The 14,380-nt window shown below is 68.5% G+C and carries 12 protein-coding genes; 5 read left to right on the top strand and 7 right to left on the bottom strand.

Going from position 1 to position 14,380, the window contains the following annotated elements; all coding sequences use genetic code 11:
- Positions 1-6: 6 nt before the first annotated feature.
- Positions 7-1,383, bottom strand: coding sequence for a leucyl aminopeptidase family protein (locus DES44_RS19880; RefSeq protein ID WP_058937059.1), 1,377 nt, complete (start codon positions 1,381-1,383; stop codon positions 7-9).
- Positions 1,384-1,586: 203 nt separating this feature from the next.
- Positions 1,587-2,009 (bottom strand): thioredoxin family protein, encoded by a 423-nt coding sequence (locus tag DES44_RS19875; protein WP_058937058.1) that lies wholly within the window; start codon positions 2,007-2,009, stop codon positions 1,587-1,589.
- A gap of 215 nt (positions 2,010-2,224) precedes the next feature.
- On the opposite strand from DES44_RS19875, the gene DES44_RS25150 reads away from it, so the two are divergent.
- On the top strand, positions 2,225-2,386 hold the full coding sequence (locus tag DES44_RS25150) for a hypothetical protein (protein ID WP_157592984.1): 162 nt from the start codon (positions 2,225-2,227) through the stop codon (positions 2,384-2,386).
- A gap of 116 nt (positions 2,387-2,502) precedes the next feature.
- Here the strand turns inward: DES44_RS25150 and DES44_RS19870 are convergent, their stop codons facing one another.
- Positions 2,503-4,806: a DEAD/DEAH box helicase gene (locus tag DES44_RS19870; RefSeq protein WP_058937057.1), complete on the bottom strand. Its 2,304-nt coding sequence runs from the start codon at positions 4,804-4,806 to the stop codon at positions 2,503-2,505.
- Between the two features lie 515 nt (positions 4,807-5,321).
- Here DES44_RS19870 and DES44_RS19865 point away from each other — a divergent pair.
- Both DES44_RS19865 and DES44_RS19860 read left to right on the top strand, forming a co-directional pair.
- On the top strand, positions 5,322-6,083 hold the full coding sequence (locus DES44_RS19865; protein ID WP_375137554.1) for a sulfite exporter TauE/SafE family protein: 762 nt from the start codon (positions 5,322-5,324) through the stop codon (positions 6,081-6,083).
- A 99-nt stretch (positions 6,084-6,182) separates the two neighbouring features.
- On the top strand, positions 6,183-7,001 hold the full coding sequence (locus tag DES44_RS19860) for an HDOD domain-containing protein (protein WP_058937056.1): 819 nt from the start codon (positions 6,183-6,185) through the stop codon (positions 6,999-7,001).
- Positions 7,002-7,027: 26 nt separating this feature from the next.
- Here the strand turns inward: DES44_RS19860 and DES44_RS19855 are convergent, their stop codons facing one another.
- The 4 genes from DES44_RS19855 to trhO form a co-directional block, all read right to left on the bottom strand.
- Entirely contained in the window at positions 7,028-8,329 is a 1,302-nt protein-coding gene (locus tag DES44_RS19855; protein WP_058937055.1) for a GGDEF domain-containing protein, read from the bottom strand.
- 104 nt (positions 8,330-8,433) lie between these two features.
- Complete coding sequence (locus tag DES44_RS19850; RefSeq protein WP_058937054.1) at positions 8,434-9,411, bottom strand: pseudouridine synthase; 978 nt, start codon at positions 9,409-9,411, stop codon at positions 8,434-8,436.
- Between the two features lie 3 nt (positions 9,412-9,414).
- Positions 9,415-10,716, bottom strand: a complete 1,302-nt coding sequence (locus DES44_RS19845; RefSeq protein WP_058937053.1) for a UDP-N-acetylglucosamine 1-carboxyvinyltransferase — start codon at positions 10,714-10,716, stop codon at positions 9,415-9,417.
- 184 nt (positions 10,717-10,900) lie between these two features.
- Positions 10,901-11,746, bottom strand: coding sequence for an oxygen-dependent tRNA uridine(34) hydroxylase TrhO (gene trhO, locus DES44_RS19840; RefSeq protein ID WP_058937052.1), 846 nt, complete (start codon positions 11,744-11,746; stop codon positions 10,901-10,903).
- Between the two features lie 275 nt (positions 11,747-12,021).
- Here trhO and asd point away from each other — a divergent pair, with 275 nt between their 5' ends.
- Both asd and DES44_RS19830 read left to right on the top strand, forming a co-directional pair.
- Positions 12,022-12,939, top strand: coding sequence for an archaetidylserine decarboxylase (gene asd / locus DES44_RS19835; protein ID WP_083526140.1), 918 nt, complete (start codon positions 12,022-12,024; stop codon positions 12,937-12,939).
- A 68-nt stretch (positions 12,940-13,007) separates the two neighbouring features.
- A complete protein-coding gene (locus tag DES44_RS19830) occupies positions 13,008-14,348 on the top strand; it encodes a tryptophan--tRNA ligase (RefSeq protein ID WP_058937051.1) in 1,341 nt (446 codons plus the stop codon).
- The last annotated feature ends 32 nt before the right edge of the window (positions 14,349-14,380 follow it).

Here is a 14,380-nt window from a genome sequence, read left to right as displayed (position 1 = left end):
CGTCCTTCAACCGCCGAAGCGCTCTTCCAGATACGCCAGCAGCGTGCGGATGGTCTGCGCTTCGCCGCCGACCGGACGACCCGGCCGGGACACATCGTTCCACGCGAAGAGGTCCAGGTGCAGCCAGTCCTGCTGCTCCGGCACGAAGGCGTCCAGGAACAGGGCGGCATTGATGGCGCCGGCCAGCGCGCTGCGGCCGGTGTTGACGATGTCGCCGATGCTGGAGGCGATGCCCTCCTTGTAGGGCGACCACAGCGGCAAATGCCACATCGGGTCGTCCAGCTTGAAGCCGAGGTCCATCAGGTCCCGGGCGGTGTCGGTATGACGCGAGAACAGGGCCGGCAGTTGCGCCCCCAGGGCGATGCGTGCGGCACCGGTCAGGGTGGCCATGTCGATGATCAGCTCGGGCTTGAACTCGGCGGCATAGGCCAGCGCGTCGCACAGGATCACGCGGCCTTCGGCATCGGTGTTGCCGATCTCGATATGCAGGCCCGCGCGCGACTTGATGACGTCACCGGGCCGATAGGCGTTGCCGGCGATGGCGTTTTCCACCGCCGGGATTAGCACCTGCAGGCGCACCGGCAGCTTCAGCGCCATGATCAGCGTGGCCAGGCCCAGCACGTTGGCGGCGCCGCCCATGTCCTTCTTCATCTGGCGCATGCCGTCGGCCGGCTTGATGTCCAGGCCGCCGGTGTCAAAACACACGCCCTTGCCGACCAGGGTCAGGCGCGGATGCTTGTCGCTGCCCCAGTTCAGCTCGATCAGGCGCGGCGCGCGGGTGCTGGCGCGGCCCACCGCATGGATCGCCGGGAAGTTCTTCTTCAGCAGGTCGTCGCCGACCACTTCCTTGAACTTGGCGCCATGCTGCTTGCCCACCACGGCGGCAGCGCGGGAGAGTTCCTCCGGGCCCATGTGCTCGGCCGGCGTGTTGACCAGGTCCCGCACCGCGCTGATGGCGGTGGCCAGGGCCAGGCCCCGCTGGCCGTCCGGCGTGGTCTTGACCAGCAGTTGCGCCGGCGCGCGCTTGCGGGGCTTGTAGAGGTCAAACTGGTAGCAGCCCAGCTCCCAGGACAGGGCTGCGGCTTCGTCCTGCAGCTTCAGGCCTTCGGGAGACAGGGTGTAGTCGCCCTCCGGCAGGGCCATCGGCAGCGCCGACAGGGCATACGGATGCGCCGCATGGGCGACACCCGCAAACACCTGGGCCAGCCTGCCGTCCTCTCCCGGGACCAGCGCGAACGTGTCGGGCGCGGCACTGAAGCCCAGCGTGGCCAGCCATTGCTGGGTGCGTTTGGGCAGCTGAGGGACCAGTGCCTGATAAGCAGCGCGATCCAGCGCCAGGATGGGCGTGGCGCGTGCCACCGAACTCTTGAATTGGACGTTCATCGACTTGCCGTTGGGCTAGGGAGGGGGGCCCTTGTCGGGCCGCGAAGGGTGGAATTCTCCCCCGGAGGGACCGCCCAGTCACAAGTGACCTGCGGCAGGTGCGTGGGACAACGGTTGTCGTGGCGCCACGGTGGACGCCGAAGCGCTGCGCCGGGCGGCAGGCGGATCAGCGTCGCGGCCTCGCGAACTGGGGCGGAGGACCGTCAGCAGGACTGCCGCAGCCGGGTCAGCAGCGCCTGGGCCGCAGCCGTGGTGCCCGCGGGCGCTGACCCGCTGGCGGCGGCCATCGACGGGTTGTCCACGGCGGCCTGGACCAGCCGCTGGGATGCACCAGCCTGGGGCAGCACCGGTCCGATGAAACACAGATGCTCCCGCTGGCCGATCAGCAGGGTGGGGAAAGTCTCCACCTCCAGGTCATCCACCAGCTCGGCATCGTCCTCAATGTCGACCCAGACAAACCGGGCGTGCGGAAACTGCTGGCGGAGCTGGGCGAAGTCGTCATGGAACCCGTCGCAGACCCGGCACCAGGCCGCACACAGGCAGGCCACCAGCAGGTCGGCGCAGGCCGCAGCCTCGGGGGTGGCGGGGTCGGAGGGCGGCGTGGAGGCGGAGGCGGGCACGGACATGGCGGCTAGCTTAGCGACAAACCGCCCCGACCGTGCCGCCCCGTCCGCAAACCCCGTGGTGGGTGGGCCACGGAACGCGGCCTGTGACTTCTGCAACATTTCGGTGCATTTTGCGCCCCAAGGAAATGTGAAGTGCCTGTCAACGGGGCGTGAGGCCCATGCGTTGTGTGCCCAAAGCGGGCCGATCCCGCTCGGAAGCCAGAAGGTCCAAGACCATGATGAAGTCCCAACTCCGCACCGACACCCAGACTCGCCGCGCCCCGCTGCCCGAGTGGCAGAACGACAAGGGTCGCAAGCACGAAGCCTTTGAAGTCGCCAGCCTCGGCTGCGACCGCCGCAGCGTCGCCCGCGCCCTGCGCTTCGACCGCAAGCGCTGATCGGGCGGGCGCCGGGAGCACGCAGGTGCCTCCCGGCTTCCCCACCTCCCGGCATTCCAGGGCGCCGGCGCCGCCCGTCGCGGTCACCCCCCACGCGTGCGCCCCGGCCGGCCCCCTCAGCCCATCTCGTCCCCGTCATCCAGCAAGGGCGCCAGCAGGCGCTCGATGTCCGCGGGACTGAATTTCTCCAGCGCATCCCCGCCATCCCGGCCCAGCAGCCCGTCTGCCAGGGCCTGCTTGCGTTGCTGCAGCTCCAGCATGCGCTCCTCGATGCTGCCCTCAATCACCAGTTGATGCACGAACACCGGCCGGGTCTGACCGATCCGATGCGCCCGGGCCATGGCCTGGGCATCCACCGCCGGGTTCCACCACGGGTCCACCTGGATGACGGTATCGGCCGCGGTCAGGGTCAGGCCCACCCCCCCGGCCTTGAGGCTGACCAGCATCACCGGCACCTCGCCCGCCTGGAAGCGCTGGACGACGTCGCCCCGCTGTGACGCCGGGGTGTCGCCGGTCAGGCTCAGCCAGGGCATGCCGATCTCATCCAGGGCGTCCCGGATCAGCGCCAGCATGCCGGTGAACTGCGAGAACACCAGCAGCCGCCGGCCCTCGGCCACCAAGGCAGGAATCTGCTGCCGCAGCCAGTCCAGCTTGGCTGTTTCGATGCCTGCCGGCAGGGTCAGGCCGGGCACCAGCCGGGGATCGCAGCAGACCTGGCGCAGCTTCAGCATGGCGTCCAGCACCGACATCAGCCCGTCGCCGAACAGCTTTTGCTGCGCCAGCACCCGCCTCACCAGGTGGTCCGCGCCGATGCGCACGCTTTCATAGAGCTGGCGCTGGCGGCCCTGGAGGGCGATGCGCTGGGTGACGACGGTCAAGGGTGGCAGCTCGGGCGCAACGTCTTCCTTGAGGCGGCGCAGGATGAAGGGCCTCACCAGCTGCGCCAGCTGACGCGCCCGGGCCAGGCTCCCCGACTGCTCGATGGGCTTGCGCCAGTGACGGGTGAATTCGCGGCTGTCACCCAGATAACCCGGCAGCAGGAAGTCGAACTGGGTCCACAGCTCGCCCAGATGGTTTTCCAGCGGGGTCCCGGTCAGCACCAGGCGCTGGCCGGCCGGCAAGCGGCGCAACGCGCGGGCAGCGCGGGAGCGGGGATTCTTCACCGCCTGCGCCTCGTCCACCACCAGCACGCTGAAACGGTGGCGGGACAGCGCCCGGAGCTCCCGCCACACCAGGCCATAGCTGCACAGCAGCACATCGGTCTGCGCCAGAGCGGCCAGGACCTCGCTGCGTTCTCCCGGGGCCGACAGGCTCGCCACCCGCAGACCCGGGGCAACCCGCTGGGCTTCCTGCGCCCAGTTGAACAACAGCGAGGTGGGCGCCACCACCAGCGCCGGTGCGTCCAGCCGGCCGGCCTGCTTCTGCACCCATAGATGCGCCAGTGCCTGGGCGGTCTTGCCCAGGCCCATGTCGTCGGCCAGGATGCCGCCCAGCTGGTGGGCGGCGAGATACTGCAGCCACGCCAGCCCATGGCGCTGGTACGGACGCAGCTGGAGCCCCAACCCCGTGGGCTCGTCCACGGCCGGCGGGGGGCCGGCATGCTGCAGCCGGGTCCAGAGGGCTCGCAGCGCCTGCGCGCCCTGCAACTGCCAGCGGCTGTCCGGGCCGTCCAGCAGCGACAGCCGCGCTGCCTGCCAGGACGTCAGCATCAGCGGGGCGCGCCGCGAGCGCTGGGCCACCAGCACTTCCAGCAGCGTCAGCATCAACTGCTTGAGCGGCGCGGCCGTTGTGTGCAGTCGCTTGCCCCCGGGTGCGCGCAGGCTGACGACGGCGTCGTCGTCCATCTCGGCGAGGGCTTCGGCCGACACCCAGCGGCGATCCCGTCGGATCAGGTCCCACATCATCGGCGCCAGATCCACCCGCTGGCCCTGTACCGTCACGCCCAGGCTGAGCAGCCAGGACCCCTTGCGCCGGGATAGTCCCAGCGCGGGCAGGCGGTCCTGGTCGCCCGGCGGCGCTTCGCCGTCCGCCGGCACGGCTTCCATCGCCCAGTCGTCGATGGGCTGGCTGTGATGGGCGAATCCGGGGGCGATTTCCACCTCCCAGCCCGCGTCTCGCAGGCGCGGCAGGTCCTCGGCGGCGAAATCCGCGAACTGGTCCTCACGCTCCAGCGTCCAGCTGGGGGACAGCGCCTGGCCGAAGCCCGCTGACCGCCATTGCAGCATCAGCGGGTCCAGCGGCTGCAGGGGCAGCGCGGACCACTGCTGTCGGTGCTCCGCGCGGGTCGGCGCGTGAAGCAGGCGGATCAGGGTGACGCTGTCGCCCCGCGGCCCGAGCTTGCCGTGGGGACGCAGGCCCAAAAGGCCATCGCCCCGGGAGTAGGTGCGCAGCAGCAGGTGGGGCGGTCGGTGGTCGGTCATGGGCACCGCGATTGTCCCGGTTCCGGGCCATGCGTCGGCTCAGATGCAGGCGCAAGCAGGCGTGCACGACAAGGGGTCGCAACCCGCGTCTGTGGCCCTCGCCCCACGTGATTCGAGCCCCTCCCCTTCATTTCAGGGAGATGACGTGCCCGTGTAACGCTGTGCGACCCCCGCCCAGGAGCCAGATGCGTGCAGAGGGCGCTATGCGCAGCGTGTGAGACCACGTGAATAAACTAGCAAGTAAGCGCAGGCCAACCATCCCAAGTTGGTGCATTCCCCGAGTGAAAACCCCAAGTGCGTGCATGGATTCACAGTCCTACGATGCCAATCACTCGACGCGACTGCTGTGCGAATGGTGGTTGCCTACGGGGGCTGAGGAGACAAACAAATCAGAACCAACACCAACGAAATGCGGTGACACTGTCACAATTCGCGGGCACCTGGAACCAGGTGCCCGCTTTGTTTTTGTGGCCCGACTTTCCTGGTTTGCGGCCCGCTCCTGCGAGTCGCTTTTCATGATCGAGCTTTTGACCGTGGCCCTGGCCTCCCTGCTGGCCGGCTTTGTGGATGCGGTGGTCGGCGGCGGGGGTCTGGTGCTGGTGCCGGCCCTGTTCAGTACCTATCCCACTGCGGCCCCGGCCACGCTGTTCGGCACCAACAAGGGGGCCTCCGTCTGGGGCACCGCCTGGGCCACCCATCAATATGCCAAGCGCGTGACGCTCCCCTGGCTGGCGCTGCTGCCCGCAGCCCTGGCCGCGCTGGGCGGCAGTTTCTGCGGTGCGTGGGCGGTGACGCAGGTAGACCCATCGGGCCTCCGCAAGGCCCTGCCGGTGATCCTGCTGGCCGTGCTGCTCTACACGCTAGCCAAGAAGGACCTGGGCCGTCATCACGCCCCGCGCCACACGCTGCGTGCGCAGACCGCCATCGCTGCGGCCATCGGGGTCGTGATCGGGTTCTACGACGGCTTCTTCGGCCCCGGCACCGGCAGCTTCTTTGTCTTCCTGTTCGTGCGCCTGCTGGGTTTTGACTTCCTGCATGCCTCGGCCACCGCCAAGCTGCTCAACACCGCCACCAATGCGGCCGCCCTGGTGCTGTTTGCCAGCAAGGGCCATGTCTGGTGGCATATCGCCGCCGTCATGGCCGTGGCCAACGTGGCCGGCAGCCTGGTGGGCACCCGCATGGCCCTGGCCCGCGGCGCCGGCTTCGTCCGCGGCATGTTCGTCGTGGTGGTGTCCCTGCTCATCCTCAAGACCGGCTACGACGCGTTCTTGCGCTGAACTTCCTGTCGCTGGCCGCTCCAGCCGACTTCCGCCAAAGGCGGGATGACGCGGGAGTCGCCTCTCGCTATACCATTGGACAAACAACCCTCATCTGCCATGCCCGTCGATCCTCAGCTGCGTTCGCTGGACATTGAAATTCCCACCCAGCCGGAAGTGCTGGTCAAGTTGTCCCTGCTCATGGCGGACGATGACATCGACCTGCAGTCCGTGTCCGCGCTCGTGGAAACCGACATGGCCCTGGCGTCCGCCGTCATGAAGGCGGTCAACTCCTCGTTGTACGGCCTGCGCGGCCGCGTGCAGACGGTGCATCAGGCGCTGACCTATCTGGGCATGCGCGAGGTGGCCGCCATCACCTTCGAGATGGGGCTTCGCGCCGCCTTCCCGCCCGCGGCGGAACTCGAGCCGATCTGGCAACGCGCGGCCAAGCGCGGTCTGCTGATGGGACGCATGGGCCAGTTGCTGGGCGTGGACCCCTGGGCCGCCCATTCGGCGGGGCTGTTTGAGGAATGCGGCAAGGCGCTGCTCTACCGGCATGCGCCAGCCCACTACCCGGCCATGCTGCGGGCCGCGAGCAGCGATCAGGAACTGACCATGCTGGAGAGCACGGCCTTCGGGGTCAGCTACGACAAGCTGGGCGCCTCGATGTGCGAAAGCTGGGGCCTGGCCCCTGCGGCAGTGGCCAGTGTCTGGTATCACGTGGAAGTGCAGAGCGAATTGCGCATGCCGGACGCCATGCAGCGTCGCGGCATCGGCGCCATCTCGCTGGTGGCCTGGACGCTGATGAACGACCCGTCCCGGCTGGACGAGAACGTCATGACCATTGCCCCGCAGGCGCAGCTGGACGAAACCCTGGTGCTGCGCGCCGCCCGGAAGGTGGAAGAGCAGTTGCAGCAGGCGCAGGCGCAAGGTCGCTGAACCCGGCGGGGCCCCCGGGCCCTGCCTCAGGACGCCAGGCAGATCCGATCGCGCCCGGTGTGCTTGGCCAGGTACAGCGCCTCATCCGCCGCCTGCAGCATCGACTGGCTGCTGAGGTAAGGCCGACCCGGCTGGTACGCGGCGACGCCAATGCTCACCGTCACCCAGTCCTGATGCAGCCCGGCGGCGTTTGAATCCGGCAACGCCCCATGGGACAGCGCCAGCGCACGCAGGGCGTCCCGCACCGTCTCCATGCGCTCCTGCGCCAGTCGGATGTCCAGTCCCGGCATCAGCACCACGAATTCCTCACCGCCCAACCGGGCCACGACATCGGTATCGCGCTGGAACTGCTCCGCCAGCAGGTCGGCCAGGCGCTTGAGCAGGGCATCGCCGGCCGCCCGGCCGTGGCGCTCGTTGTAGAGCCTGAGGTGGTCCACGTCCAGCACCGCGATCGCGAGCCGGCCCTGGTCCCGCTGTACCCGCTTGAACTCGCGCCGCAATGCCACCTCGAACTCACGGCGGTTGCAGGCCCCGGTCAGCGCATCGTGCCGCTCCAGAGCCGCCAGTTCCCGCCGCTTCGCTTCCAGCGACCGTTCCACTTCCGCCAGCCGCTGATGCTGGCGCACCATCTCATCCCGCAACTGACGCCCGCGCGTCTGCTCGCGCTGCAGTTCACCGCCCAGGGTGCTGTGCACATGGGCAAAGGCGCGCTCGAGCTCCAGCACCTCCTGCGGCCCATGGTCCTCCGGCTCCAGCCAGGACAGCGACTGCGGCGGCATCGTCGCTTCGAAGCGGTGGGCTTCATCGGACAGGCGGCGGAGCTGGCGCAGCAGCCAGCGGTCCAGCAGAACGGCTGCGAGCAGGCCCAGCAGCACCACAAACAGCAGATGACCCAGGGCGCTGCGCAGCAGGGCATCGTGCTGCAGCATCTGCATCAGCGTCAGGCGCTGGGCCTGGACCTTCAAGGCGCCTCCCCCGCCGCTCAGTGCGAATTCGGCACTGGGCCCGGGTTCCCCGACTTCCCCGGATTCGGCGCGGATCTGCTCGCCGGAGCGGGTGAGCAGCTCAATGCTGCGCAGCTCGTGCTGCCGAAGGATGGTGGTGAGCAGGGACTGCATCGCCTCCTGCGACTGTCCCTGGCTGTGCAGCAGGGGCGAGGCGTAGATCAGCGGGATGGCATCCAGGTCCTGCACCAGTTGCTGGCTGCGCCGCTTCACGTCTTGCTGGAGATCCCATCCGGCTGAAACCGCCGACAGCAGCAGGCCGAGCACGAACAACGCCAGCAGCGTCCGTGCGCCGACCGAGATGCGAATGGCCTTTGGGGTCATGGGACTCTGCCGCAAGGATCTCGACTCATTGTGCATGGGCGAACATCGCCCAAACCCCGGGGGAAACGCGCACCCCCTGTCCCTGGGCGGAGGGGGCGCACGGGTCAGGGATCGAGTCGCCGGTCGGGTCGATGGCTGGGATGCACGTCGAGGGCCGCCTCCAGTCTCAATTGAGTGCGGAACTGCCGTGGTGCGCCGGTGACCGGATCGGTGAACGCAATCTCGCGCGCCAGCAGCTGCAGCGGATCAGAGAAGTCCGGCGTGTCTTCCACCGGCAGCAGCACCGGATAGATGCGGTCGCCTTTCAGGGGCAGTCCCAGATGCGCCATCTGCGCCCGCAACTGGTGCTTGGCCCCGGTGCTGGGACGCAGCTCATAGCGGGCCCAGCCGCCCGGCAGCGACGCCAGCCGCTCGACCTGCGTGAAGGCGTTGGGCTCACCGTCCACCGTCTGCATCTGCATGAAGTCCACCGGATGTTCCTGCAGCCGGGTGGCGAGCTGAAGCGGGAATTTCAGCGGCACCGGCAGGCCGTCACTGTCCGGCGCGACGGCTTCGTAGACCTTCTCCACGCAGCGATCGCGGAACAGGCGCTGGTAGGCATCCCGGTGCTGCGGCTGCACGGACAGCAGCACCAGCCCCGCGGTTTCCCGGTCGAGCCGGTGCAGCGGGCTGAGATCGGCCAGGCCGGTCATGCGGCGAAGCCGCGTCAGCAGGGTCTGCTGGACATACCGGCCCTTGGGCGTCACCGGCAGGAAGTGAGGCTTGTCGGCCACCAGCAGGTGGTCGTCCTGATGGAGGATCCGCACCTCCCCGGGCACCTGCGGCTCGTTCTCCAGCCAGCGCCAGTAATAGAGCCGGCGGCCCTGGCAGCGGGCCAGCGGGGTGTCGGGGGGCAGGGGCTGGCCCTGGTCATCCAGCACGTCGCCGCGGCCCATGCGCTCGGACCAGTCCTGCCGGGTGACCAGCGGCAGCCGCTCGGCCAGGAAGTCCAGCACCAGCGGCCAGGGGCCGGGCGGGCAGGCCAGTGCCGAGGCGGCCACGCCGTCCCGCAGGGGCAGGGTCAGCTTGGGTGGACGGGCCACCCGTCAGTCACCCTCGACCCACTCCACGCGGGCGCCCAACCGGGTGATGTTCTCGGCGAACTGCGGATGCGCGCGACGCACGGGTGCGGCGTTGTGGATCACCGACTTGCCGGGGATGCTGGCCGCGACCATCAGCAGCGCAATCGCCACGCGGATGATGTAGGGGCTCTCCACCTCGGCAGGCGTCAGCGGCTTGCCGCCGAAGGTCACCATGCGGTGCGGGTCGGACAGGAAGGCATGCGCGCCGAACTTGGACAGCTCGGTGGTCCAGCCCATGGCGCCGTCGTAGACCTTGTTCCAGAACATCACGCTGCCTTCGGCCTTGACGCCCAGGGCGACGAAGATGGGCAGCAGGTCCACCGGCAGATACGGCCAGGGGGCGGCTTCCACCTTCTGCAGGATGTTGCGGGTGAAGGGCTCCTTCACCTTGAGCTTGCCGTTCACCACCGAGCGGGACCAGCCGTCCTCATGCACGATCTGCACGCCAAACTTGGCGAAGGTGCGGTCGATCAGCGGGAACTGCTCGGGCTGGGAATTCTTGACCCGCACGTCACCGCCGGTGATGGCGCCCAGCGCCAGGAAGGTGACGATCTCGTGGAAGTCTTCGGCGAAGGTGAATTCACCGCCGCCCAGCCGGTCCACGCCATGGATGGTCAGGCGCGAGGTGCCCAGGCCTTCCAGCTTCGCTCCCAGCATCTGCATGAACTGGCAGAACTCCTGCACATGCGGCTCGCTGGCCGCATTCATCAGGGTGGAGGTGCCGTCCGCCAGCGCGGCGCAGAGCACGAAGTTTTCGGTGGTGGTGACCGAGGCGTAGTCGGTCCAGTGGTCGTTGTGGCGCAGTTTGCCGTCCACCTTCAGCAGCAGGCCGTCGGCGGCGCGGTCCACCGAGGCGCCAAAGCGTTCGAACACTTCCACATGCGGGTCGATCTCGCGGGCGCCGAGGGTGCAGCCCTTGACGTCGTCCTCGATGCGGGCGGCGCCGAAGCGGGCCATCAGGCCCGGCACCAGCATGATGGAGCTGCGCATCTCCTCGGGGAGATGGTCCTTGGCCGGGTCGAAGTGGGTGTTCTGGTGGTGCAGGTCCAGCACGCCGGTGCCGAAATCCACCGACACGCTGCTGCCGAGCTGGCGGAAGACCTCCAGGATCTTCTTGACGTCAGTGATTTCCGGAACGCCATGCAGCCGGACCGGTTCCCGGGTCAGCAGCGTGGCGCACAGGATGGGCAGCACGGCATTCTTGTTGGCCGAGGGAACGATGCGGCCCTTCAGGGGGGAGCCGCCGTGGACGATGAGGTTGGACATGGGCCGCGCGAACCGGTTGGAGCAATCAGGCGACGATTATCGACCCAGCTTGCAAGACCGGTGCGCGGCCGCGGGCATGCCGTCACGCAATCTCACGAATCCTGGACGCACCAGCTCGGGAACTGCCCCGAGAACCCCGCTCAGGAATCGCTCACGAATCGCTCAAGAGGCGCTGCAGAAGCGCTCAGGCATTGCCGCCGGGATCCAGGCGCCGGGCCCGCGCGAGCCGCCAGGCTTCGGCCGGATCGTCGCCGTAGACCTGCTCGGCGGTGGTCGCGGTTTCGCGGCGCTGGGTGTCGATGGCGATGCGCTTGTCGAAGACGAAGCATTCGCCCAGCCAGTCGGCCTCCGCATCCGGCATCTGCTCGAAGTAGTTGACGATGCCGCCGTCGAGCTGCCGCACGCTCAGGCCCTGGTCCTGCATCCAGCCGGAGAGCTTCTCGCAGCGGATGCCGCCGGTGCAATACATGGCCACCGTCTTGCCTTCCCGCTTCCAGGTCTCGGCATGGGCCTGGACGTAATCGGGGAAGTCGCGGAAATGGCGCACCTGCGGATCGACGGCGCCGCTGAAGTGGCCCAGCTTGAATTCGAAGTGGTTGCGGTTGTCCAGCACCACCACGTCGTCGCGGCGGATCAGCTCGCGCCAGTCCTGGGGAGAGACATGGGTGTCGGGGCGGTCGGTCAGGCCGGTGACGCCGTCTAGGCCGAAGGCGACCAGCTCGGGTTTTTCGTGGACCTTCAGCAAAGTGAAGGGACGCGAGGTGCAGAAGCTGCGCTTGAAGTGCAGGGACGCGAAAAGGGGATGGCGGCGCAGCTCGGCCTCGAACTCGGTGAGCGCGTCCACCGGACCGCCAATGGCGCCGGTGATGCCTTCCGGGGCGAGCAGGATGTTGCCGCCCACCACACGTCCCTGGCGTTCGTAGAAGTCGCGCAGCTGCTGGGCGAGCGCGGGCGTGTCCTCCAGCGGGACGAACCTGTAGAACGAGCTGTGCTGGTGTTCGACAGAACCGGGAGCGGGGGCGTCGGGCATGGGTCTCAGGACAACATCAAAACGGGAAGCTGCGGGAAGCGGCCGCACCGCCCAGGCGGCCCGGGCATCCAGGGCCGCCAGGACATGGAGCGAGCGCTCGCCCTGGCCCGTCATCGTACCGGGTGGCGTGCACCGCCCGCTGCGATTCCCGCAAGGACGGGCGCTTCGGGGAGCGGTCCAGGGTGCGGCTCTGGGTGAGGCCCTGGGTGCGGCCCGGGCGTCCGCTTTGCCCACCCCCACTAGAATCCCGCGTTTTCGACGACAGAAAGCCCATGGTGTCCGACCGCCTCGCCGTATTGCCGCAGTACCTGATGCCCAAACTGCTGCTCACCCGAATGGCCGGCCGGCTGGCGGTGGCGGAGCTGGGGGACTTCACCACCTGGGTGATCCGCCGCTTCATCGATCGTTACGGCGTCAACATGAGCGAGGCTGCGGAACCCGATCCCGCGGCCTATGCCAGCTTCAACGACTTCTTCACCCGGGCCCTGAAGCCGGGCGCCCGGCCGCTGGCCCAGGCGCCGCTGATCTGTCCGGTGGACGGCGCCATCAGCCAGTTCGGCCCGGTGCATGCCGATCAGATCATCCAGGCCAAGGGGCACACCTATTCCGTGACGGCGCTGGTGGGCGGTGACCAGCAACTGGCGGCACAGTTCCGGGACGGGCATTTCGCGACGATCTATCTCAGCCCGAAGGACTATCACCGCATTCACATGCCCTGCGACGGGCGGCTGGTGCGGATGATCCATGTGCCGGGCGACCTGTTCTCGGTGAATCCGACGACCGCGCGCGGGGTGCCGGGGCTGTTCGCGCGCAATGAGCGGGTGGTGTGTCTTTTCGAGGGGCCGCAGGGACCGTGGATCATGGTGCTGGTGGGCGCGACGATCGTGGGGTCGATGGCAACGGTCTGGCACGGCGTGGTGAACCCGCCGCGCCCGGGACGGATCCGCACCTGGCACTACGAGGACGAACGCTTCAGCTATACGCAGGGGCAGGAGATGGGCCGCTTCCTGCTGGGCTCCACCGTTGTGATGCTGTTCCCCAAGCAGCAGCCGCTCACCTTCAACCCCGCCTGGCTGCCGGGCGGCCCCGTCCGCCTCGGCGAGGTTATGTGCCCCCCAGTCGCTTCGCTCCTGCCCCCAGGGGGCGCCGCCCAGCGGCCTGGCGGAGCCAGTTCCGCGGGCGTGGCTGGGTAGAAAGGCGCACCAATCGCGATGGGTGGCGGGGCGATAATGGGGGGAGCGATTTTGTGAAGAAGGCCTCCATGACTGTGCGTGTCCTGACCGGCATCACCACCACCGGTACCCTGCATCTTGGCAATTACGTCGGCGCGGTGCGTCGCGCGATTGCGGCCAGCCGTGAGCCGGGCGCCGAGAGCTTCTTTTTCATGGCGGACTATCACGCGCTGATCAAGTGCGATGAGCCCGACCGCATTGAGGCCTCCCGCCTTCAGATCGCCGCCACCTGGCTCGCCGCGGGTCTGGACACCCGTCGCGTCACCTTCTACCGCCAGAGCGACATCCCCGAGATCCCGGAACTCACCTGGCTGCTGACCTGCGTGACGTCCAAGGGCCAGATGAATCGCGCCCACGCCTACAAGGCCTCGGTCGATGCCAATGTGGCGGCCGGCGAGGACCCGGACGCCGGCATCACCATGGGGCTCTACAGCTATCCCATCCTGATGGCCGCCGACATCCTGATGTTCAACGCCCACCGCGTGCCCGTCGGCAAGGACCAGGCGCAGCACATCGAGATGGCCCGGGATGTGGCCCAGCGCTTCAACCACACCTTCGGCAAGGGCGAGGACTTCTTCGTGCTGCCCGAGGCCAGCATCGACCAGGAGATGGAGCTGCTGCCCGGCCTGGACGGCCGCAAGATGTCCAAGAGCTATGACAACGTCATTCCGCTCTTCGAAGGCGGCGCCAAGGCGCTGCGCGAGGCCATCGCCCGCATCGTGACCGACTCGCGCCTGCCCGGCGAGCCCAAGGAGACCGAGGGCTCGCACCTGGTCCAGATCTACGACGCTTTCGCCACGCCCGCGCAGCGCCAGGCCTTCCGCGACGCGCTGCACAACGGCCTGTCCTGGGGCGAAGCCAAGCAGCAGCTCTTCGACGTGATCGATGCGGAAATCGGCCCGATGCGTGCCCGCTACGACGAGCTGATGGCCCACCCCGAGCGCATCGAAGAGATCTTGATGGAAGGGGCCGCCAAGGCGCGGGCCATCGCTGGCCCCCTGCTGCAGCGCTGCCGCGAAGCGGTGGGTCTGCGGCGCTTCCAGGTGCTGTCCGCCCCCGGCGCCGTGACGACCAAGGTCAAGGCCCAGGTCCCCACCTTCAAGCAATACCGCGAGGCCGACGGCCAGTTCTACTTCAAGCTGCTGGCCGCAGACGGCACCTTGCTGCTGCAGAGCCTGGGCCTGGCCCAAGGCAAGGATGCCGGTCAGTGGGTGTCCCGCCTCAAGCGCGAAGGACAGGCCGCGCTGGCCGACGCCCCCGTGGTCCGTGAAGGCGACGAAGCTGCGCTGCTCGCGGCGCTGGACGCCCTGGTCGCCGCCGAGGCCCAGGCCGCAGCCGACAAAGCCGCTGCTGCTCAGTCCAACGGCTGATCACGCCCCGCGTCACCCGTCAGACCGGACCA

Origin of the sequence: Roseateles depolymerans (assembly GCF_003387155.1) — a bacterium.
In the GTDB taxonomy this organism is placed as follows: Bacteria; Pseudomonadota; Gammaproteobacteria; order Burkholderiales; family Burkholderiaceae_C; genus Roseateles; species Roseateles depolymerans.
Note: the sequence above shows the minus strand (reverse complement) of the source record. Positions and strands in the feature narration are given on the sequence as shown.